This window comes from Mycobacterium simiae, from assembly GCF_008370645.1.
GTDB classification, from domain to species: domain Bacteria; phylum Actinomycetota; class Actinomycetes; order Mycobacteriales; family Mycobacteriaceae; genus Mycobacterium; species Mycobacterium simiae_A.
The window spans coordinates 12,646-33,048 of sequence record NZ_VTZN01000032.1 but is presented as its reverse complement, the minus strand read 5'-3'; the positions used below and the strand labels follow the sequence as shown (position 1 = coordinate 33,048).

20 protein-coding genes and 3 pseudogenes are annotated in these 20,403 nt (G+C 65.8%); 13 read left to right on the top strand and 10 right to left on the bottom strand.

All coding sequences use genetic code 11. The features are described from left to right. Window positions 1-12 precede the first annotated feature (12 nt). A complete protein-coding gene (locus F0Q45_RS07860; RefSeq protein ID WP_149653404.1) occupies window positions 13-726 on the bottom strand; it encodes an NAD-dependent deacylase in 714 nt (237 codons plus the stop codon). A gap of 37 nt (window positions 727-763) precedes the next feature. On the opposite strand from F0Q45_RS07860, the gene F0Q45_RS07855 reads away from it, so the two are divergent. Further along, on the top strand, window positions 764-1,129 hold the full coding sequence (locus F0Q45_RS07855; protein ID WP_149653403.1) for a GntR family transcriptional regulator: 366 nt from the start codon (window positions 764-766) through the stop codon (window positions 1,127-1,129). A 4-nt stretch (window positions 1,130-1,133) separates the two neighbouring features. Here F0Q45_RS07855 and F0Q45_RS07850 read toward each other — a convergent pair. Both F0Q45_RS07850 and F0Q45_RS07845 read right to left on the bottom strand, forming a co-directional pair. Further along, window positions 1,134-1,460: pseudogene (locus tag F0Q45_RS07850) on the bottom strand (class I SAM-dependent methyltransferase); the annotation flags it as partial. Between the two features lie 46 nt (window positions 1,461-1,506). Beyond that, the gene (locus F0Q45_RS07845) at window positions 1,507-2,022 is read right to left on the bottom strand and encodes a DUF1697 domain-containing protein (RefSeq protein ID WP_149653402.1); all 516 of its coding nucleotides are present in this window, start codon (window positions 2,020-2,022) and stop codon (window positions 1,507-1,509) included. Window positions 2,023-2,079: 57 nt separating this feature from the next. On the opposite strand from F0Q45_RS07845, the gene F0Q45_RS07840 reads away from it, so the two are divergent. From F0Q45_RS07840 to F0Q45_RS07825, 4 genes are all read left to right on the top strand, one after another. Continuing rightward, window positions 2,080-2,523, top strand: coding sequence for a PPOX class F420-dependent oxidoreductase (locus tag F0Q45_RS07840; RefSeq protein ID WP_149653401.1), 444 nt, complete (start codon window positions 2,080-2,082; stop codon window positions 2,521-2,523). Window positions 2,524-2,546: 23 nt separating this feature from the next. Beyond that, window positions 2,547-2,723 carry a DUF5302 domain-containing protein gene (locus F0Q45_RS07835; RefSeq protein ID WP_149653400.1) on the top strand — a complete coding sequence of 59 codons (177 nt, stop codon included), beginning with the start codon at window positions 2,547-2,549 and terminating at the stop codon, window positions 2,721-2,723. A 94-nt stretch (window positions 2,724-2,817) separates the two neighbouring features. Further along, window positions 2,818-3,405: an HhH-GPD-type base excision DNA repair protein gene (locus F0Q45_RS07830; RefSeq protein ID WP_149653399.1), complete on the top strand. Its 588-nt coding sequence runs from the start codon at window positions 2,818-2,820 to the stop codon at window positions 3,403-3,405. Next, window positions 3,402-3,548: a DUF1059 domain-containing protein gene (locus tag F0Q45_RS07825; protein WP_149653398.1), complete on the top strand. Its 147-nt coding sequence runs from the start codon at window positions 3,402-3,404 to the stop codon at window positions 3,546-3,548. Before F0Q45_RS07830 ends, F0Q45_RS07825 begins: the two co-directional genes overlap by 4 nt. 6 nt (window positions 3,549-3,554) lie before the next feature. Here the strand turns inward: F0Q45_RS07825 and F0Q45_RS07820 are convergent. Both F0Q45_RS07820 and F0Q45_RS07815 read right to left on the bottom strand, forming a co-directional pair. Further along, window positions 3,555-4,606 (bottom strand): annotated as a pseudogene (locus F0Q45_RS07820) (Rv1157c family protein); the annotation flags it as partial. A 7-nt stretch (window positions 4,607-4,613) separates the two neighbouring features. Beyond that, entirely contained in the window at window positions 4,614-5,213 is a 600-nt protein-coding gene (locus F0Q45_RS07815; RefSeq protein ID WP_149653396.1) for a hypothetical protein, read from the bottom strand. A 360-nt stretch (window positions 5,214-5,573) separates the two neighbouring features. Between F0Q45_RS07815 and F0Q45_RS07810 the strand changes: the two genes are divergently transcribed. After that, entirely contained in the window at window positions 5,574-6,836 is a 1,263-nt protein-coding gene (locus F0Q45_RS07810; RefSeq protein WP_262490911.1) for a mannosyltransferase, read from the top strand. Here the strand turns inward: F0Q45_RS07810 and F0Q45_RS07805 are convergent. Beyond that, window positions 6,814-7,098 carry a 4a-hydroxytetrahydrobiopterin dehydratase gene (locus F0Q45_RS07805; protein ID WP_149653394.1) on the bottom strand — a complete coding sequence of 95 codons (285 nt, stop codon included), beginning with the start codon at window positions 7,096-7,098 and terminating at the stop codon, window positions 6,814-6,816. The genes F0Q45_RS07810 and F0Q45_RS07805 overlap by 23 nt on opposite strands. 130 nt (window positions 7,099-7,228) lie before the next feature. On the opposite strand from F0Q45_RS07805, the pseudogene F0Q45_RS28600 reads away from it, so the two are divergent. The 4 genes and pseudogenes from F0Q45_RS28600 to F0Q45_RS07785 form a co-directional block, all read left to right on the top strand. Beyond that, window positions 7,229-7,540: pseudogene (locus F0Q45_RS28600) on the top strand (DUF3761 domain-containing protein); the annotation flags it as partial. Beyond that, window positions 7,428-7,856: a (deoxy)nucleoside triphosphate pyrophosphohydrolase gene (locus F0Q45_RS07795; protein WP_149653393.1), complete on the top strand. Its 429-nt coding sequence runs from the start codon at window positions 7,428-7,430 to the stop codon at window positions 7,854-7,856. The pseudogene F0Q45_RS28600 and the gene F0Q45_RS07795, both read left to right, overlap by 113 nt. Window positions 7,857-8,005: 149 nt before the next feature. Next, window positions 8,006-9,892 carry a translational GTPase TypA gene (gene typA, locus F0Q45_RS07790; protein ID WP_149653411.1) on the top strand — a complete coding sequence of 629 codons (1,887 nt, stop codon included), beginning with the start codon at window positions 8,006-8,008 and terminating at the stop codon, window positions 9,890-9,892. 97 nt (window positions 9,893-9,989) lie between these two features. Continuing rightward, a complete protein-coding gene (locus F0Q45_RS07785; RefSeq protein ID WP_149653410.1) occupies window positions 9,990-11,879 on the top strand; it encodes an ABC transporter family substrate-binding protein in 1,890 nt (629 codons plus the stop codon). Between the two features lie 116 nt (window positions 11,880-11,995). Here F0Q45_RS07785 and F0Q45_RS07780 read toward each other — a convergent pair whose 3' ends face one another. After that, window positions 11,996-12,610, bottom strand: coding sequence for a TetR/AcrR family transcriptional regulator (locus tag F0Q45_RS07780; RefSeq protein ID WP_149653392.1), 615 nt, complete (start codon window positions 12,608-12,610; stop codon window positions 11,996-11,998). A gap of 101 nt (window positions 12,611-12,711) precedes the next feature. On the opposite strand from F0Q45_RS07780, the gene mshB reads away from it, so the two are divergent. Beyond that, the gene (gene mshB / locus F0Q45_RS07775; protein WP_149653391.1) at window positions 12,712-13,590 is read left to right on the top strand and encodes an N-acetyl-1-D-myo-inositol-2-amino-2-deoxy-alpha-D-glucopyranoside deacetylase; all 879 of its coding nucleotides are present in this window, start codon (window positions 12,712-12,714) and stop codon (window positions 13,588-13,590) included. Window positions 13,591-13,702: 112 nt separating this feature from the next. Continuing rightward, window positions 13,703-14,164, top strand: coding sequence for a hypothetical protein (locus F0Q45_RS07770; protein ID WP_149653390.1), 462 nt, complete (start codon window positions 13,703-13,705; stop codon window positions 14,162-14,164). A gap of 3 nt (window positions 14,165-14,167) precedes the next feature. On the opposite strand, the gene F0Q45_RS07765 is transcribed toward F0Q45_RS07770, so the two are convergent. Then, on the bottom strand, window positions 14,168-14,977 hold the full coding sequence (locus tag F0Q45_RS07765) for a PE family protein (protein ID WP_149653389.1): 810 nt from the start codon (window positions 14,975-14,977) through the stop codon (window positions 14,168-14,170). A gap of 199 nt (window positions 14,978-15,176) precedes the next feature. Here F0Q45_RS07765 and F0Q45_RS07760 point away from each other — a divergent pair, with 199 nt between their 5' ends. Further along, the gene (locus F0Q45_RS07760) at window positions 15,177-17,747 is read left to right on the top strand and encodes a bifunctional FO biosynthesis protein CofGH (protein ID WP_149653388.1); all 2,571 of its coding nucleotides are present in this window, start codon (window positions 15,177-15,179) and stop codon (window positions 17,745-17,747) included. A gap of 68 nt (window positions 17,748-17,815) precedes the next feature. Here the strand turns inward: F0Q45_RS07760 and F0Q45_RS07755 are convergent, their stop codons facing one another. Beyond that, complete coding sequence (locus F0Q45_RS07755; protein ID WP_149653387.1) at window positions 17,816-18,148, bottom strand: hemophore-related protein; 333 nt, start codon at window positions 18,146-18,148, stop codon at window positions 17,816-17,818. 206 nt (window positions 18,149-18,354) lie between these two features. Beyond that, window positions 18,355-20,382, bottom strand: a complete 2,028-nt coding sequence (locus tag F0Q45_RS07750) for an NADPH-dependent 2,4-dienoyl-CoA reductase (protein WP_149653386.1) — start codon at window positions 20,380-20,382, stop codon at window positions 18,355-18,357. Window positions 20,383-20,403: the final 21 nt, after the last annotated feature.

The window sequence follows — 20,403 nt, the reverse complement described above, 5'->3', positions numbered from 1 at the left end:
TTCGATGCAGAGCTACTTCAACAGCGCCGGCAACCGCTGCAACAGCCCGGGCAACGCGCGACTCGCCGACTCGCGCACGCAGATCGTGGCGTTTCGGGATAGCGGTGTGGGCTCTGGATTGACCTCGATGACCGCCGTCCCCCGGGCCAGCGCCAGCTCGGGCAACCCGGCGGCTGGGTAGACGATCGCCGACGTGCCGACCACCACCATCACATCGGCGGCCTCGGTCGCCTCAACGGCGCTTCGCCACGGCCCCTCGGGCAGCGGCTCACCGAACCAGACGATGTCGGGTCGAATCAGGCCGCCGCATCCGCAGACCGGCGGCTGCACTTCTATGGCCGGCTCGGCCATCGCCGGCAGCGGGTCGGTGTAGGGCACACCGCAACGGGCGCAACGGAATTCAAAAAGGCTGCCGTGCAGATGGTGCACCGGGATGCTGCCGGCGCGCTCGTGCAGATCATCCACATTCTGGGTGACGACGGTGACTTCGGCCTGGCCCTGCCAGCCGGCTATCGCGCGGTGCCCATCGTTGGGTTCCACCTCGGCCACCAGATAATGGCGCCACAGATACCAACCCCACACCCGCTCGGGGTTGCGCTCCCAACCCTGGGTGCTGGACAGCTCGTAGGGGTCGAAGCGGGCCCACAATCCGTTCTTGTCGTCACGGAAGGTTGGTACGCCGCTCTCCGCGGAGATGCCCGCCCCACTGAGCACCGTCACTCGCATCCCACAAACATAGCCCGGCTTGGGAGATACTGGACACGTGGAGCTGCGCGATTTGTTACGGGTCGATGTGAAGGCGGGCAAGCCCCTATTCGACCAGCTCAGAACCCAGGTGATCGACGGAGTCCGAGCCGGCGCGTTACCGCCCGGCACCCGCCTTCCGACGGTCCGTAACCTGGCTGGTCAACTTGGCGTGGCCGCCAACACCGTGGCCCGCGCCTACCGGGAGCTGGAGTCGGCCGCGATCGTCGAAACACGGGGGCGCTTCGGCACTTTTATCTCTCGATTCGATCCCACGGACGCCGCCATGGCGGCCGCGGCCAAGGAATATGTCGAAGTCGCCCGCGCCTTAGGCCTGACCAAATCCGACGCGATACGCTACCTCACCAACGTGCCGGACGATTAAGAAGCTAGCCGAACGCCAGCAACGTCAGGCACCGACGCAAGCCGTCGCAGACGGGCATGCGGTAGATCGTCGATAGCGCAGCGTTGAACACCACGCCGCGGCCGGCTGGCAACGGCACGTCGCGGACCGCGCGAATGCCCGGCAGCGTGTTCACCAGATCGGCGGCTTGCCTGACCGACAGGCTGAACGGCAGCGGTGGAATCTTGTAGCGCAGCGACGTTCGGATGCCCATGCGACCGAAGATGGAGAACCAGCGTGGCGGCAGGTCGAAAATCATGCGGCCAGCAGGGAAATTCTTGGCGCACTCGGCGATTAGCTGCAGTGCCTGCTCGCCGCATACAGGGCGACCTGGTGCTGCGATGACCGCTCCCGGGCGCTCACCGCAGCACCTTGGCGATCGTCCGCAGGTTACGGGTCGTGGTCGACGACTTGTAACGCTGCTTTCCCATGGTTTGGCCGATGGTGCTAGCCAACGTACTTCCCTTCACCACTTGCCAATAGATGACGCCTGGGCCGCGGCTGATCTTCTCGTTGGGGCCGACTGCCAGCGCCGCGAGTTCGTCGAGCACGGCGTCGTCACTAACGAACGTGACGTAGGACTGATATCCGTCGACCTCGCGTTCAAACGGATACCTCTCGTCGATGGCGCGCACGGTATCGATGTCGTAGACCAGCACCCAGGCGTCGTAGCCAAACTTCTCGCGTAACGCGGCCGCTGCTTGCTTTCGCGCTTCAGCGGCACTCGAGCAGGATTCGAAGCGAACGTTACCGCTGGCCAGGATGGTGCGCACGTTGGCGAACCCGGCGGTGGCCAACGCGGCGGCCACCTCGGTCATTGTGAGGTTGACCCCCCCGACATTGACGCCGCGCAGAAATGCCGCGAATTGGGTCATGAACCCGATTCCACCAGGTTGTCCGGAGACGGCGCGCGGCAACGTAGGCTTTCGGGCATGGGACGCCACGTCTTCGACGACAAGCTATTGGCCGTGATCAGCGGTAACTCGATTGGCGTGCTGGCCACCATCAAACATGATGGGCGACCCCAGCTCTCCAATGTGCAGTACCACTTCGACCCGCGCACCCTGGTGTTTCAGGTCTCGATCACCGAGCCGCGGGCCAAGACCCGCAACTTGCGCCGCGACCCGCGGGCCTCGATCCTCGTCGACGCTGACGACGGCTGGTCGTATGCCGTCGCCGAGGGTACCGCGGAACTGACGCCGCCCGCAGCCGCGCCCGACGACGAGACGGTGGAGGCGCTAATTGCCTTGTACCGCAACATCGCTGGTGAGCATCCGGATTGGGACGAATACCGGGAGGCGATGGTCACCGATCGCCGGGTGCTGCTGACGTTGCCAATCTCGCATGTCTACGGCCTGCCACCGGGCAAGCGCTGAGGTCCCACGGCTAGGCTGCGGGTATGGCTGAATCGAACTCCCCCGAGGACGAGACCAAGCGTAAGTTCCGCGAAGCCCTGGACCGCAAGATGGCGAAATCTTCGGGCGGGTCCGATCACAAGGATGGCGGCGCCAAGCAGCCGCGGGCGCACGGCCCGGTGGAAAGCCGCCGAGAATTCCGGCGCAAGAGCGGCTCGTAGCCGCACGAGCCCAAAGGTGTTGTCGCAACGACCATTCGGTCCTGCCTCCGGGCTCCCCTAGAGCCGAGCCTGGACGCGGCTCTAGACTGTCCGAGTGCCGAAGCTGCAGCTTGTCCAAGATCCGGCCGCCGACGCGCTGCTGGACTCCAACCCATTAGCGTTGCTGGTGGGCATGCTGCTCGACCAGCAGGTGCCGATGGAAACCGCGTTCGCCGGCCCCAAGAAGATCGCTGATCGGATGGGTGGTGTCGACGCCGGCGCGATAGCCGATTACGACCCGGACAAGTTCGCCGCGCTGTGCTCGGAAAAGCCTGCGATACATCGCTTTCCGGGGTCGATGGCCAAGCGCATCCAGGCGCTTGCGCAGCTTGTTGTGGACCGCTACGGCGGTGACGCCGCGGCCTTATGGACGGCCGGAGATCCCGACGGCGCAGAGTTGCTGCGGCGGCTCAAGGGGCTACCCGGCTTTGGTGAGCAAAAGGCCAAGATTTTCCTGGCGCTGCTGGGCAAGCAGTACGGCGTGACACCGCCGGGCTGGCAGGAGGCGGCGGGAGAGTTCGGCCAACCTGGCACGTACATCTCCGTCGCCGACATCGTGGACGCCCGTTCACTGGGTCAGGTGCGATCGCACAAGAAGCAGCTGAAGGCCATGGGTAAAGCCAAGGGAAAGGCGGCAACGTGAAGACACACATAACGTGTCCGTGCGGCGAAGCCATCGCCGGCAAGGACGAGGACGAGTTGGTCGACTTGACCCAAAAGCACCTTGCCGACGTTCATCCGGGATTGGAGTACGACCGCGACGCCATTTTGTTCATGGCGTATTGACGCTCGCTAGGGCACCACGGTCGACCCGATGGTGGGCATGAATTGGCACTGCCGTTCCTTGGTGGTGACCTGCCCGAAGATCGTCGACATGATGCTGCCCGAACCGGTGTCGGCGATCACTGTCAATGTGGTGGGCCCGTCCGGGTTGATATCGGGGCGCGGCTTGAGGGTAGCGCTTCCGGACTTGCCGGTGGTGAGGTTGACCCAGGTGACGTTCAACGGCAGTCGCTGGGTTTCAGCGGGTCCGGGGGTGCCTACGGCGGTGAATACATAGGCGGTCTGGCCCGGCCCGGGACCCGGCGTGGGTATCTTGGCCGGACCGGCCACGGACAGTGCGGTGGCGATGATATTGCTGCCGTCTGCCAGACAATTCGTCCCGATTGAGGGGTACAGGAAGTCCTGCGTGGGCGGGGCCTCCGGGCCGAATCCCGGAGCCGCCGCAGGCGCTGCAGCCGGCGCGGGATTGGGCGCGGGGGCTGGGGCCGCAGCCGGCGCAGGCGGCGCGGGCGCGACGGGAGCCGGCGTGGGTACTGCGGCGGGTGCGGGCGCCGAAGCCGTCGGGGCGCCCGCAAGAACAGGGCCTGCCGCGTGCGCCGGATCAATGCCGGTCGGCAGATGCGCCAGGGTGCCGGGCTCCACGCCCGGCGGCGGCACGTGTGGCACCGGGAATGTCTCAGCTGGCGGAACGGCCAACGCAGGCGACCCGGGAGGGGTCGGCTCCTGGATGAACTGGTTCACCGAGGAGGCGACGTTCTTGGATTCAGTCGGCGCCGCCGGGTTGTGGGCGAACGCTTGCGCGGCGGCCATGAGTAGCTGTGTCGCCTGCCCGGGGTTGCCGGCGGCTTGTTGGATTATCGGACTCAGTTGAGTCAACGCGGGCAGGCCCGGTAGCTGTTGGGTGGGGTTGGGCTGCGGCGCCGCCGGGTCGGCTGCCGCGCCCGGGCACAGCCCGAACGCAGCAGCCGAGCTGACGACGATGACGGCCAAACCTTTGGACAGACGGCACGTGCTTGCCACGGTGTTTTCTCCCGGTCCTCGGTGTTGGTTAGTCGTCGGACACGCTGCTCAGGGTAGGGCGCCTAGCAACGTCTGCGGCGGGCTTGCAGGCGCCGCCGGCGCGGCGGGTGTGAGCGGAAGTCCCGGAATGGTGCCCGCGGTCAGCCCCGGCAGAGCTGCTTGGGCGAGACCAGGAATCGCCGACGCCAACCCTGGGAGCGCCGCTGCAGGTGCCGCCGGAGCCGCCGGCACCGGTGCGGTAACACCCGGGATCGGCGCATTCACACCGGGAATGGACGGAACGCCGGCGGGCGCAGCTGCCACCGGCGCCGCCGCGGGTGCGGTGATCGCGGGAATCGGCGCGTTCACGCCGGGAATGGCCGGTGTTACGGCCGGGGCAGCAGCGGGTGCGGCTGGGGTGAGTCCGGGCAGCAGCGACGCGACCGGCGCTGGCTCGGGGGCTCTCGGCGGGGTGGCGCCCAAGGCGGTGGCCAGGTTTTGCAGGATTTGCGGCGCGTTGGCGGCTGAAGCGATCAGCTGTTGCGGGATGTTGGCAACAGGATCCGGCACCGGCGCCGGATCTGCGTGGGCGATACCGCCCGTCAGTAGTGCGGCCGACGATCCGACCAAGACGGCGGCGGCGCGTACAAAGGTCCACATGGTTGGCATGACTCTCCCTGGTTAGCGGTGACAGGTCCCGAGACCCGAAGCTATCGCGGTACAGGTGTGACTCAAGTGACACGTGTGACGTTTATGGGATCGTTACGGATACGTGTGTCGGCGGTGACCGGACACTGCGGCTGACGGCCAGCTGCGCTGGCGGCGACTGTGAATCGGGCGACGCTAGCGCAGGTGTGTCCCGTCGCGCATTGCACGGTCGACGCCAGACCAGCGTGGCAGCCAGCCCCGCACCCGCCCGACTGGCCAGGCAGCCCACCCGCGCCGCCGGTGCCGCCCGCAGCTCCGACGCTAGGGTGCTACCGCCGGCGCCGGTGCGGCCGGCGGTTCGGGTCGACAGGCCTTAAAGTCGTGCGGATAGACACCAACACCACTTCGGCTGCACCGACGGCGGAAACCAGCTGGCGGCGAGCCAGCTCGCTGGCCCGTTGGGAGATATGCGCGGCGCTGCTGCTGCTGTTGAGTGTCGCCGCGCGACTGGCCTGGACTTACCTGACGCCCAACGGCGCGAACTTCGTCGACCTGCATGTCTATGTAGGCGGTGCGGCGGCTCTCAATCAGCCGGGAACCCTCTACAGCTACGTTTACGCCGACCAGACGCCCGACTTCCCGCTGCCCTTCACCTATCCGCCGTTCGCCGCGGTCGTCTTCTATCCGCTGCATGTGCTGCCATTCGGCCTGGTCGCTTTGCTGTGGCAGATCGCGACGATGGCCGCGCTGTACGGCGCGGTCCGGATCAGTCAGCGGTTGATAGGCGGGTCCTCGGGTGATCGCCGGGCGGCGATGGCGTGGACGGCGATCGTCATCTGGATCGAGCCGCTGCGCAGCACCTTCGACTACGGGCAAATTAACGTGCTGCTGATGCTGGCGGCGCTGTGGGCCGTCTACACCACACGATGGTGGCTGGCCGGCTTGCTGGTGGGGTTGGCTGCGGGAATCAAGCTGACCCCGGCAATCACGGCCGTCTACTTGGCCGGCGTTCGGCGGTGGCGTGCCGCGGTGTGTTCGGCTGCGGTGTTCCTGGCCACCGTTGGTGTGTCGGTGCTGATCGTCGGCGATCAGGCGCGTTACTACTTCACCGAGTTGCTGGGCGACGCTCGCCGGGTGGGTCCCATCGGCACGTCGTTCAATCAATCCTGGCGCGGCGCGATCTCCCGGATACTTGGGCATGATGCCGGTTTTGGCCCGCCGGTGGTGGCCGCTATCGCTGTCACCGCTGTTGTCGCCGTTTTGGCCTGGCGGGCGCTCGAGGCCCCTGATCGCCTCGGGAAACTTCTGGTAGTCGAGCTGTTCGGGCTGTTGCTCTCGCCGATTTCGTGGACCCACCACTGGGTGTGGCTAGTGCCGCTGATGATCTGGTTGTTACATGGGCCATTACGGGACCGTCGCGGCGCGCGGATCTTGGGCTGGGGTTGGTTGACGCTGACGATCGTGGGTGTGCCGTGGTTGCTGAGCTTTTTCCAGCCCACCATCTGGGTGATCAGCCGCCCCTGGTATCTGGCCTGGGTCGGGCTGGTCTACCCGGTGGCGACGCTGGCAACGCTGGGGTGGGTCGCCACGACGCGCCGGGCCCTTCGCCTAGTGCAGCCCGTCAAGCCCCGACAATCCCATTGATGTCGCGGGCCAGGTCGATGTCGTGTTGCGTGATTCCGCCCGCTGAGTGCGTTACGAGCATGAAAGTCACTGTTCGCCAACGGATATCGATATCCGGATGATGGTTCTTGCGCTCCGCGTGCTCGGCCACCCGGCGCACCGCATCAATGCCGTCGAGAAACCCGGGAAACTTGATCGACCGGCGCAGGGTACCGTTGGCGCGCTCCCAGCCGTGCAGGCCGGGCAATGCGGCGTCCACTTGCTCATCCGATAACACAGCCATATCTCGACGGTACTCCGGCCGCAGCGGCTTTCTTCAATTCGTCCCGCCCTAGACAGCACGCCCGTATCATTCCCGGCATCGGGCCACACTCTGTAAATCGTTGAGCGAATAAGCGAGCGGCGATTGCGTTCCCCGTCCAGACACCTGCGATGACTCCGATGACAATGTGACCGCGGTTTGCCGCGATGGCTCGCACTCACACAGCCAACACAGGAGCGGTACCTGCTCTGGTCACGGCGGAGTTTCTCAATGGTGTCCCTGCAACCTCGCCTCGGGACACTACGGGCGCAATCCGGAAGCAGGGCCGCAACGGTATACCGTCACTGGTCATGCCAACTCAGATCGTGGTGGCCGGAGCCATTATCTTCGGCTCCACGGTCTTGGTGGCGCAACGGGTGCGGCCGCCCGAACTGGCCGGCCGCTGGGAGCTTCCTGGCGGTAAGGTCGCGCCCGGCGAAACCGAGCGTGCCGCGCTGGCCCGTGAGCTGGCCGAGGAACTGGGCCTCGAGATCGCTGACATCGCCGTGGGCGACCGGCTGGGCGACGATATCCTCTTGAACGGCAACTCAATCCTGCGGGCGTATCGAGTAAGTGTGCTGCGTGGCCAACCGTGTCCGCATGATCACCGTGCGCTGCGCTGGGTGACGGCGAATCAACTGCACCAGCTCGACTGGGTGCCGGCCGACCGTGACTGGCTTCCAGATCTCGCTCAAGCGCTTTCGCGGTGCGGTCCAGGCGGCCGCCGGCCACCGGAATAGCAGCACACTCAGACGTGGCGGCGGATCTAGCACTACGCTGACTGCCCTACGGCGTCAAGATGGCACGCAGACTCGATTTCGCTCGACTACCAGAGCCCGCCCAACGCCGGTTTTCGCGAACCGACCATCAGGCTGCCACAATCACCGACGTGCCATTCCGCAATGTCGCCATCGTCGCCCACGTCGATCACGGGAAAACCACCCTGGTCGACGCGATGCTGCGGCAGTCAGGCGCGTTGGCCGAACGCGGTCACGTGCAGGAACGCATCATGGACAGCGGCGATCTGGAACGCGAAAAGGGCATCACGATCCTGGCCAAGAACACTGCTGTGCACCGCCACCACGCGGACGGGACGGTCACAGTGATAAACGTCATTGACACTCCAGGGCACGCGGACTTCGGTGGCGAGGTGGAGCGCGGGCTGTCCATGGTGGACGGGGTGCTGTTGCTGGTCGACGCCTCTGAGGGGCCGTTGCCGCAGACCCGGTTTGTGCTGCGCAAGGCGCTGACCGCACACCTGCCGGTGATCGTCGTGGTCAACAAGACCGACCGGCCCGACGCCCGGATAGCCGAGGTGGTCGAGGCCAGCCACGACCTGCTGCTGGACGTCGCATCCGATCTCGACGACGAAGCGGCCAAGGCCGCTGAGCACGCACTGGGCTTACCCACGCTGTACGCGTCCGGGCGCGCCGGCGTGGCCAGTACCGCCCAGCCGGCCGATGGACAAAATCCTGCCGGCGACAACCTGGATCCCCTGTTCGACGTGCTGATGGAGCACATCCCGCCGCCGTCTGGGAACCCGCGGGCGCCGCTGCAGGCGCTGGTGACCAACCTAGACGCATCGGCATTCCTGGGCAGGCTTGCCCTGGTCCGTATCTACAACGGCAAGCTGCGCAAGGGACAGCAGGTGGCGTGGATGCGCGAGGTGGACGGGGTGCCCGTCATCACCACCGCCAAGATCACCGAGCTGCTGGCCACCGAGGGCGTCGAGCGCAGTCCCACCGACGAGGCGATCGCCGGCGATATCGTGGCGGTCGCCGGGATTCCTGAGATCATGATCGGCGACACGCTGGCCGATCCCGATCACGCGCATGCGCTGCCGCGCATTACCGTCGATGAGCCGGCGATCTCGGTGACTGTCGGCACCAACACCTCGCCGCTGGCGGGCAAGGTATCCGGACACAAGCTGACTGCGCGTATGGTGCGCAGCCGGCTGGACGCTGAATTGGTCGGCAACGTCTCGATTCGGGTGCTCGACATCGACCGCCCCGACGCCTGGGAGGTGCAGGGCCGCGGCGAGTTGGCGCTGGCTGTGCTGGTCGAGACGATGCGCCGAGAGGGATTCGAGCTCACCGTCGGCAAGCCACAGGTGGTCACTAAGACGATCGACGGCCGCCTGCACGAGCCGTTCGAGGCGATGACAATCGACTGTCCCGAGGAATTTGTCGGGGCGATCACGCAGTTGATGGCCGGTCGCAAAGGGCGCTTGGAGGAGATGACCAACCATGCCGCCGGCTGGGTACGCATGGATTTCATCGTGCCTAGCCGAGGCCTGATCGGTTTTCGCACCGACTTTCTGACCCTGACGCGCGGCACCGGCATTGCTAACGCGGTGTTCGACGGCTACCGGCCGTGGGCCGGCGAGATCCGCGCCCGCCACACCGGGTCGCTGGTGTCCGACCGATCCGGCACCATCACGCCGTTTGCGCTCCTGCAGCTCGCCGACCGGGGCCAATTCTTCGTCGACCCCGGGCAGGACACCTATGAGGGCATGGTCGTCGGGATCAACCCGCGCCCGGAGGACCTCGATATCAACGTCACCCGCGAAAAGAAGTTGACCAACATGCGGTCATCAACCGCCGATGTCATCGAGACGCTGGCCAAGCCGCTCGAATTCGACCTGGAACGGGCCATGGAGTTCTGCTCGCCCGACGAATGCGTCGAGGTGACTCCGGAAATCGTGCGGGTCCGCAAGGTCGAACTGGAGGCCACCACCCGGGCGCGCAGCCGGGCCCGCGCCAAGGCTCGGGGTTAGCTTGGCGTCGCCCGATCGGCGCGAGCGTGACGCCACCGCGAAATTCGGCCCGGTTTTTGGCGGCCACGTCACGCTCGGCGGCCCCCTGGATACCCTGATGGGCGTGTTGCACCGAGCCCGTCACGTGCTGGTGGCGATGGGCGTGCTGATCTTGGTGCTGGGACTGGCGCTGTCCGGTTGTACGGTGAGCCCGCCGCCGGCACCGCAGAGCACCGACACCACACACAACACCCCACCACCGCCGCCGCACCCCACCCAAATCATCATGGGCATCGACTCGATCGGCGCTGGCTTTAATCCGCATTTGTTGTCGGATCTCTCACCGGTGAACGCGGCGATCAGCGCGCTGGTGTTGCCCAGCGCGTTTCGACCGCTGCCCGACGCCAACTCGCCAACCGGCTCACGCTGGGAGATGGATCCGACACTGCTGGTGTCGGCCGATGTGACCAGCGACAACCCCTACACCGTGACCTACAAGATCCGGCCCGAGGCGCAATGGACCGACAATGCGCCCATCGCTGCCGACGATTTTTGGTACCTGTGGCGGCAGATGGTCAGCCAGCCCGGGGTCGTCGATCCGGCCGGCTACGACCTGATCACTGCTGTTCAATCTCTTGAAGGCGGCAAGCAAGCCGTTGTCACCTTTTCCCAGCCGTACCCTGCTTGGCGGGAGTTGTTCGGCAACCTGCTGCCGGCGCACATCGTCAAAGATGTGCCGGGCGGGTTTGCCGCGGGACTGGCCCGCGCGCTACCGGTCACGGGTGGGCAGTTCCGGGTGGAAAGCATCGACCCGCAGCGCGACGAGATCCTGATCGCCCGCAACGACCGCTATTGGGGGCCGCCTGCTAAGCCCGCCCTGATACTCTTTCGCCGCGCTGGTGCCCCGGCAGCGTTGGCCGATTCCGTGCGCAACGGCGATACCCAGGTCGCCCAGGTGCATGGCGGTTCGACGGTCTTTGCCCAATTGTCGGCCATCCCCGACGTGCGGACCGCCCGGATCGTGACGCCGCGGGTCATGCAGCTGACACTGCGCGGCAACGAACCCAAGCTGGCCGACAGCCAGGTACGCAAGGCGATACTGGGTTTGCTCGACGTCGACCTGCTGGCCGCCGTCGGTGCCGGCAGCGATAACACGGTCACGCTGGACCAGGCGCAGATCCGTTCGCCCAGCGACCCGGGCTACGTGCCCACCGCGCCACCCGCGATGAGTACGGCGGCGGCGCTGGCGTTACTCGCCGACGCCGGATACCAGATCGACAGCAACACTTCGGCTTCGCCATCGGCTCCGGTCCCGGGATCGACGACCCCGGTCATCACCGGGCCGCCGGAAGTCATCCGTGGCCGCATCAGCAAGGACGGTAGACAGCTTTCATTGGTCATCGGGGTGGCGGCCAATGATCCGACTTCGGTGGCCGTCGCCAACACCGCCGCCGACCAGCTGCGCGACGTCGGCATCGCCGCGACCGTGCTGGCGTTGGATCCGGTGACGCTGTATCGCGAAGCGTTGACCGACAACCGGGTGGACGCCCTTGTGGGCTGGCATCAGGCCGGGGGAAACCTGGCGACGTTGTTGGCCTCTCGATACGGCTGCCCCGCCCTGCAGGCGACTCAAGTGCCGGCGCCCAGCGGCCCCGCCTCCACACCCGCTGCGTCCACAGCGGCTGTGCCGACGCCTAACCCGGACTCGACCAAGCCCAGTCCGCCACCCGATCCCGGCGCGCTGGTCAAGGCTCCATCGAACCTCACCGGAATTTGCGATCGCAGCATCCAGTCGAACATTGATGCCGCCCTCAATGGCACCAAGAACATCAACGACGTCATTACCGCAGTTGAACCGCGGCTGTGGAACATGTCGACAGTCCTGCCGATATTGCAGGACACCACGATCGTGGCGGCCGGTCCGAGTGTGCAGAACGTGAGTTTGTCCGGTGCGGTGCCGGTCGGCATCGTCGGCGACGCCGGGCAATGGGTCAAGAGCGGGCCATAGCTCGAAGCCTAGGGCGCCGGAGATATCAGCCGCTGCCGCAATGGATTCGGCGGCCAGAGGGTCGTGGTACCTGCTTTCGATCAGAGCGTGACTGGCCGGCCTCAGCACGGGGCAGATTACTCAATTGACCCTTGCCGTCGGCGTTTCGGCGGAATGACAGTGTCGACGATGAGTGCCAGATCCCGCCGACTCGGCGGTGATCCCGTCAAGATGAAGTGCTGGTTAATCAGTGCGGGCCCGATTCGCGCGGTGAGCGCGGTGACCGTAGTGGGATCGATTTCCCCGTCGCGTATAGCGGCGTGCAGAATCGACTCGACAACGTGCAGCCGTGGAAACACCACGGCGTTGGCGAAAATGGCACGCAATTCAGGTTCGTGAATCAGCTGAGCGATGATCTCCAGACCGGGAAAGTCGGTCTTGCCGGCCAGCACATCACGGTGAGCGGTGAGCACCGTCAGCAGGTTTTCCCGGGCTGACCGGCCGGCACGCGGCTCGGGCAGTGGCGGCACCGCGTGCTGCAGAGCGGCCTGCACCAGCTCGTACTTACTGCCCCAGCGCCGGTACAACGCGGCTTTGCCGGTGTGAGCCCGCGCGGCAATCCCTTCCATCGTCAGACCGCCGTACCCGACCGTGGCCAGCTCGTCCAAGGTGGCCGCGTACAGCGCACGTTCCAGCACTTCACCCCTTCGGCGGCTCCGGACGTTCGATCTATCCTGGGTAAGCTCGACCACCCTGTGATAGTAGCCGCTAGCGTTCCTACTTGGTGCGACTCGATGCAGTTGGCGCCCGATAGCGAGCCCGAGCCGGAAACGACGGCGGTAGGGTGCTGGCAATGTCTGAGACACCCCGGATGCTGTTCGTGCACGCACACCCCGACGACGAAAGCCTCAGCAACGGCGCAACGATCGCCCACTACACCGCCCGTGGGGCCGATGTTCATGTCGTCACCTGCACCCTGGGCGAGGAGGGTGAGGTCATCGGTGACCAATGGGCCCTACTCGGCATCGATCACGCTGACCAACTTGGGGGTTACCGCATCAGCGAACTCACCGCGGCGTTGCGACTACTCGGGGTGAGCGGACCCCGTTACCTCGGCGGGGCAGGCCGCTGGCGCGATTCGGGGATGGCCGACACTCAGCAGCGACATCGGCTCAGCTTCGTTGCTGCCGACAAACAGGAAGCAGTGCAAGCGCTGGTCGCGATCATCCGCGAACTGAGACCGCATGTCGTGGTGACCTACGACCCTAACGGCGGCTATGGGCATCCAGACCACGTGCACGCCCATACCATCACCACGGCCGCAGTAGCTGCCGCCGGTCCGGAATGGACGGTGCCGAAGTTCTATTGGACAGTGCTGGGGCTCGGCACGTTCCTGGCAGCCGTGCGGGACCTGGTGCCCGCGGATCTGCAGTCTGAGTGGGTAATCCCGCCGGAAGACCTCCCTTTCGCCTTCTCGGACGAGCGCATCGACGCCGTCGTCGAGGCTGATCCTGACGCGCATGCGGCCAAAGTCGCGGCGCTGGCGGCGCATGCTACCCAAGTCGTCGTCGGACCCACCGGCCGCGCCTGCGCCCTGTCCAACAACCTGGCGTTGCCCATTCTGGCCAGCGAGCACTATGTGCTGGCTAACGGAGTCGCGGGTGAGCGCGATGAGCGGGGCTGGGAAACAGATCTGCTCGCGGGTCTGGGCTTCACCGGATACGGCACGTAGGCTGCCCATATTAGGCAGCCGCGGCAGGATTTTCAGGAACTGTAAGGAATCGTATGGACCCCGACCTGGACCCCAACCTGCAACATTGGCAGGATCGGCTGGATAGCCTGCAGTGGGTCATCGGCTCGGTACTCTCCCAGATCGACAGCGTCCCGACCTGACCAAAACCCAGCCGCGCGCCGTCTCGGTTGAAGAAGGCGGCGCGACAGATCCCGCGATCCGCGTCGTAGTCTTGGCCTTGTTGGCCGTCGACGGCGTCTTATCCGCATTAGCCGGAGCGCTGCTGCTGCCGTCCTATATCGGTTCGGTGCCCTTCCCGATCAGCGCACTGATCAGTGGATTGGTCAACGCCGCCCTGGTCTGGGCAGCTGGAGGCTGGACAAAATCGCCGCGGATGGTCGCATTGCCGTTGTGGACGTGGCTGCTGACGGTGGCGGTGTTGAGTTTGGGTGGTCCCGGCGACGATATTGTCCTGGGTGGCAAGGGGCCGATGGCCTACGGGGCTTTGATCCTCATTGTGCTGGGGGTAGTGCCGCCGGCGTGGGTGCTATGGCGGCGACGAGTGCGTACTTGACGCCTAGAAAAACGGCGGCGGCGGCGGGAGGAAGCTGCGAATCCAGTTGATCTCGGTATTGATGAACTGGTTGATCGACATGGTGGTGGATGACCAGAGGTTGCTCAGCCCCTGACTGAAGGTGATTGTCCCGTCCAGCCAGTTGAGCGAGTTGAACAGAGCGCTTTGCACGATCGGCTCGAACAGGAAGTAGTAGAAGCTGATCTGCGGCGCCAGGATACCGATATACGGCAACCAACCCGCCGCCCACGACGCGACGGTGAAGCCGTACTGCACCCACGGCTCGACGGCCGTGTAGAAGTTCTCCATCGCGGTGGCAACCGACACGGGTATGACTGCCGCCGGTGCTGCCGCGGCGCTGCCGGTGGGCGGCAACGCCAGCGGGCTGGTGCCGGCGGTGGCCGTCGCGCTGCCGGCGAAGATGCTCTGGGCCTGGCCCACGGCATTGGACACCAGGCCGCTCTGGCCGATCAACGGCTGCCCCAGCAGTTTCTCGGCAGGTGTGTTCAGCGCGTTCACCAAATTCTGCGCGGCGCTGGCCTCGGTAGCTGCGTAGCTGTTGGCGCCCGCGCTCAGGGTATGTGCGAACTGGTCGTGAAACGTCGCAAATTGGGTGCTGAGCCGCTGATACACCTCGCCATGTGTGGAAAACAGCGCAGCGACCTGCGCCGAGACACCGTCGGCGGCTGGAGCCAGGATTCCGGTAGTCGGAACCGCGGCCGCCGCGTTGGCCTCGCTGATGGTCGAGCCGATACCCGCGACATTCGTCGCCGCCGCCAGCAACGCCTCCGGTGTCGCGGCCACATACGACATCGCGTAACACCCCCTGCTTCAACGTGGTGTGGCCAGCGTATCGTGACCGGCGCAGAATCGCCGGGGATCGCCCAACACACGGCACCTGGTCCATCGTGTGCTGACCCCGCCCGGCCGCTACTGTTGCGGCTATGGCAGCCGCCGCGGTTCGGATTGTTGACGCACGGATGAAACCCAAGCATGGGGGAGTTGCACCGACGTGCCGCTGATTTCGAGGTACGAGCCTGCAACCTTGCCAAGTCCTGTGGTGCCGCCCAAACCCGCTGCATCGGCGGTGCGCCGGGTACTGCGCCGAGCGCGCGACGGTGCCGTGCTCAATATCGACGAGGCGGCCGTCGCGATGACGGCCCGCGGCGACGCGCTGGCCGATCTGTGCGCCAGCGCGGCGCGGGTCCGCGATGCGGGGCTGGAGTCGGCCGGACGACGCGGCTCCGCCGGCCGCCTGCCCATCACCTACTCGCGCAAGGTGTTCATCCCGGTCACCCATCTGTGCCGCGACACCTGCCACTACTGCACATTCGTCACCGTCCCGGGCAGACTGCGCGCCCACGGCGCGGGGATGTATATGGAACCCGGCGAGATCATCGACGTGGCCCAGCGCGGCGCCGAACTCGGTTGCAAGGAAGCACTGTTCACTCTCGGTGACCGTCCTGAGGATCGTTGGCCGGAGGCGCAGGAGTGGCTCGGCCAACGCGGCTACGACTCCACCCTGTCCTATGTCCGGGCGATGGCGATCAAGGTGCTGGAAGAAACCGGATTGTTGCCGCATCTGAACCCAGGGGTGATGAGCTGGTCGGAAATGTCGCGGCTAAAACCAGTGGCGCCGTCGATGGGCATGATGCTCGAAACGACATCGCGACGGCTGTTCGAAACCAGAGGGCTGGCGCACTACGGTAGCCCGGACAAGGACCCAGTAGTGCGGCTGCGGGTGCTGACCGACGCCGGTCGGCTCGCTATCCCCTTTACCACCGGCCTGCTGGTCGGCATCGGGGAAACGCTAGCTGAACGGGCCGATACCTTGCGGGCAATTCGCAAATTGCACAAGGAGTTTGGGCATATCCAGGAAGTGATCGTGCAGAACTTCCGGGCCAAACAGCACACCGCTATGGCAGCTGTTCCCGACGCCAGGATCGAGGACTACGTGGCGACGGTGGCGGTCGCGCGGCTGGTGCTCGGCCCCGGCGTGCGCATCCAAGCGCCGCCGAATTTGGTTTCCCGCGACGAATGCCTGAGGCTCATCGACGCCGGTGTCGACGACTGGGGCGGTGTGTCACCGCTGACGCCTGACCATGTCAACCCCGAACGGCCCTGGCCCGCGCTGGACGAGCTGGCCGCCGTCACCAGCGAGGCGGGCTACGACCTGGTGCAGCGGCTCACCGCGCAGCCCAAGTATGTGCAGGCCGGCGCGGCCTGGATCGACCCGCGGGTGCGCGGACATGTTGCGGCACTAGCGGATCCGACCACCGGTTTGGCGCGTGATGTCAATCCCACGGGGTTGCCGTGGCAAGAGCCCGATGACGTGGTGTCGTCCGGCCGGGTGCACCTCAACGCGACCATCGACACCGCTGGCCGCAACGCCGACGCCCGCAGCGACCTCGACAGCGCCTTCGGTGACTGGGAATCGGTGCGTTCCCAGGCGCAAGACCTGGTGGCTCGCGCTCCGGAGCGTATCGACACCGACGTGCTTGCCGCACTGCGCGCCGCCGAACGCGCACCTGGCGGCTGTGCCGACGCCGAGTACCTTGCCCTGGCCACTGCCGACGGGCCGGCCCTGGATGCAGTTGTCGGACTGGCGGATTCGTTGCGTCGCGATGCGGTCGGCGACGATGTGACCTTCGTGGTCAATCGCAATATCAACTTCACCAACATCTGCTATACCGGCTGCCGCTTCTGCGCCTTCGCCCAGCGCAAGGGTGACGCTGACGCGTACTCGCTATCGGTCCAAGAGGTCGCCGACCGGGCATGGGAGGCCCACGTAGCTGGCGCCACCGAGGTGTGCATGCAGGGCGGAATCGATCCCGAACTGCCAGTCACCGGCTACGCCGATCTGGTTCGCGCCGTCAAGGCCCGCGTGCCGCAGATGCACGTGCACGCGTTTTCTCCGATGGAGATCGCCAACGGCGCGACCAAGAGCGGGCTGAGCATTCGCGAGTGGCTGATCGCGCTACGCGACGCTGGGCTGGGCACCATCCCAGGTACCGCAGCCGAGATATTGGACGACGAGGTGCGCTGGGTGCTCACCAAGGGCAAGTTGCCGACGTCGCTGTGGGTCGAGATCGTAACTACCGCACACGAGTCAGGCCTACGGTCGTCGTCGACGATGATGTACGGCCACGTCGACAATCCGCGGCATTGGGTTGCTCACCTTAACGTGCTGCGCGACATCCAGGACCGCACCGGCGGCTTCACCGAGTTTGTGCCGCTGCCGTTCGTACACCACAGCTCGCCGTTATACTTGGCGGGCGCCGCGCGGCCCGGGCCCACTCATCGGGACAACCGTGCGGTGCATGCCCTAGCGCGGATCATGCTGCACGGCCGCATCTCCCACATCCAGACCAGCTGGGTGAAACTGGGAGTTGAGCGCACACAGGTGATGCTCAACGGCGGTGCCAACGATCTGGGCGGGACGCTGATGGAGGAGACGATTTCACGGATGGCCGGGTCTGAACACGGGTCGGCCAAGACCGTCGCCGAGCTGGCGGCGATCGCTGAGGGCATCGGCCGCCCCGCTCGCCAGCGCACTACGACATACGGATTGCCAGCCGCGTAACGCGCGAACGCAACGCGCCGCGCGACTCCGGGATCGGAACCTCGCGGCGGCGTTGCGCTCGCTCGGACTCAGTAGCTGTTGCAGGACGCCGCGACCGATTCGACCAGCCCGACGTATTGCGCAGCCCCGGGCATGGCCTGCACCTGCGCGGCCATCTGCGCGCGCCGGGGTGGCGCCGCGGCCAGGAACGAATGCAGCCAGCCCTGCGCGATCGGCGACGCGTTGAACTGCGCGGCCGCTGCGGGATCGGTGGCAGTCAGCGCCGCCATCACCTGCCCATAGTTGCACGTGGTGTTAATGACCGTGTCGATGGGATCAGCAGATGCGATCCCAGCCCCGGCGCTCAACGACAGTGCCAAAGCACCGACGGCGACACTTAGTCCCTTTAACGACAGCCTCATTGTGTGGACACCTTCCCCATTTTTGCACCGCCATGCCGGACGGCGACGACATCTGCCCAGCGGGTTGCCGTCTTTGGTACAGATTAGCAGGCGCCGCGGACTTGGTCCTAGCAATCCTGTTATCGAAGGATCCCCCCGGCGCGTAACTTTCTGCAGGTTAAAGCGGTATTGCGAGCGGTTTCACGGTCAGTGAAATCTGGGACCAACTACAGGCGCGCGGCAAGCTCGGTTCCCTGCTTGATGGCACGCTTGGCGTCCAGCTCAGCGGAAACCGCTGCGCCGCCGATAATGTGCGGGTCAATGCCGCACCGCCGCAGCGCGCTCTCCAGATCACGCACCGGCTCCTGACCGGCGCACACCACCACGTTGTCCACCGCCAGCAGCTGTGGTCGGCGCCGATCCGGGCCGAAGCTGATGTGCAAGCCGTCGTCGGTGATCTGCTCGTAGTTGACGCCGGAGAGCTGATGGACGCCTTTGGCCCGGAGCGACGCCCGATGTACCCACCCGCTGGTCTTGCCCAGTCGCTTGCCCTGCGGGCCTTTGGTGCGCTGCAGCAGGTAGACCTCGCGGGCGGCCGGCGCGGTCTGTGGCGTGGTCAGTGCGCCGCGCGCTTCCCGCGGATCGACCACGCCCCACTCGGCTTTCCATTCCTGGAGGTCGTTGGGATTTCTGGTCGGCGAGGTGACCAGAAGTTCGGTGACGTCGAAGCCAATGCCCCCGGCCCCGATGACTGCCACGGTTGGGCCGACGGGTTTGACGCCGGTGATGGCCTCGGCATAGGTCAGCACCATGGGGTGCTCGATGCCCGGAATCGCCGGGATGCGCGGAACGACGCCGGTGGCCAAGACGACCGTGTCGTAGCCGGTTAATTCGTGCGCCGACACCCGAGTACCCAGCCGTACTTCAACAACGTACTTATCGAGCATCGCGGCGAAATACCGCAGGGTTTCGCCGAATTCCTCTTTGCCCGGAATGCGACGGGCCATGTCGAACTGGCCGCCGATGACGTCGTTGGCCTCAAACAACGTGACCCGATGGCCCCTCTGGGCGGCGTTGACCGCGGCCGCCAAACCGGCCGGGCCGGCCCCGACGACGGCCACCGAGCGGGGGCTTTGCGTGGGCGCCACGATCAACTTGGTCTCGTGCCCAGCCCGAGGATTCAGCAGGCAGGATACGGTTTTCTTGGCGAAGGCGTGGTCCAGGCAGGCCTGGTTGCAGGCGATGCAGGTGTTGATCTCGTGGGTGCGGCCAGATTGCGCTTTGAGCACCCACTCTGGGTCGCTGAGCAGTGGCCGCGCCATCGATATCAGCTGCAGCGGGGTCTCGACCAGGATCTGCTCGGCGGCTTGGGGCATGTTGATCCGGTTGGATGCCGCCACCGGGATACTGACGTGTTCGGCGACCCTGCTGCTGATGTCGACGAACGCGCTGTTGGGCACCGAGGTGACAATTGTTGGCACCCGGGCCTCGTGCCAGCCGACGCCGGAGTTGAGTAGGGTGGCGCCGGCCGCTTCCACTTCGGTTGCCAGCGCAATGATTTCGTCCCAGCTTTGGCCGTCTTCGACGTAGTCGGCCATTGACATCCGATAACAGATAATGAAGTCGGGGCCGACAGCGGCGCGGGTACGTCGCACGATCTCGACCGGGAACCTCCGCCGATTGCCCGGGGTGCCGCCCCAGGAATCGGTCCGCCTGTTGGTGCGTGGCGCCAAGAACTGGTTGAGCAGGTACCCCTCACTGCCCATGACTTCGACTCCGTCGTAGCCGGCTTCGCGGGCCAGCTGCGCGCACCGCACGAAATCAGCGATGGTCGCCTCGACGCCTCGGGTCGATAGCGCCCGTGGCCGAAATGGGTTGATGGGAGCCTTGATTGACGATGCGCTGACCGAGAACGGATGGTAGGCATAACGTCCCGCATGCAGAATCTGCAGCAGCATCTTGGCGCCGTCCCCATGGACGGCTCTGGTAATCCGGCGGTGTCGGCGGGCCTGTGCGGAGGAGACCAGTTCCGAGGCGAACGGAAGTAGCCACCCGGTGCGGCTGGGTGCATAGCCGCCGGTGATGATCAGTCCGACACCTCCGCGGGCGCGTTCGGCAAAGTATGCGGCGAGCCGGTCGATGTTGCCAGCCCGGTCTTCCAGTCCGGTATGCATCGAACCCATGACCACCCGGTTGCGCAGGGTAGTGAAACCGAGGTCCAGCGGTGCTAACAGGTTGGGGTACTGACTCGTCACGGACTCTCCTGCATTCTTTGA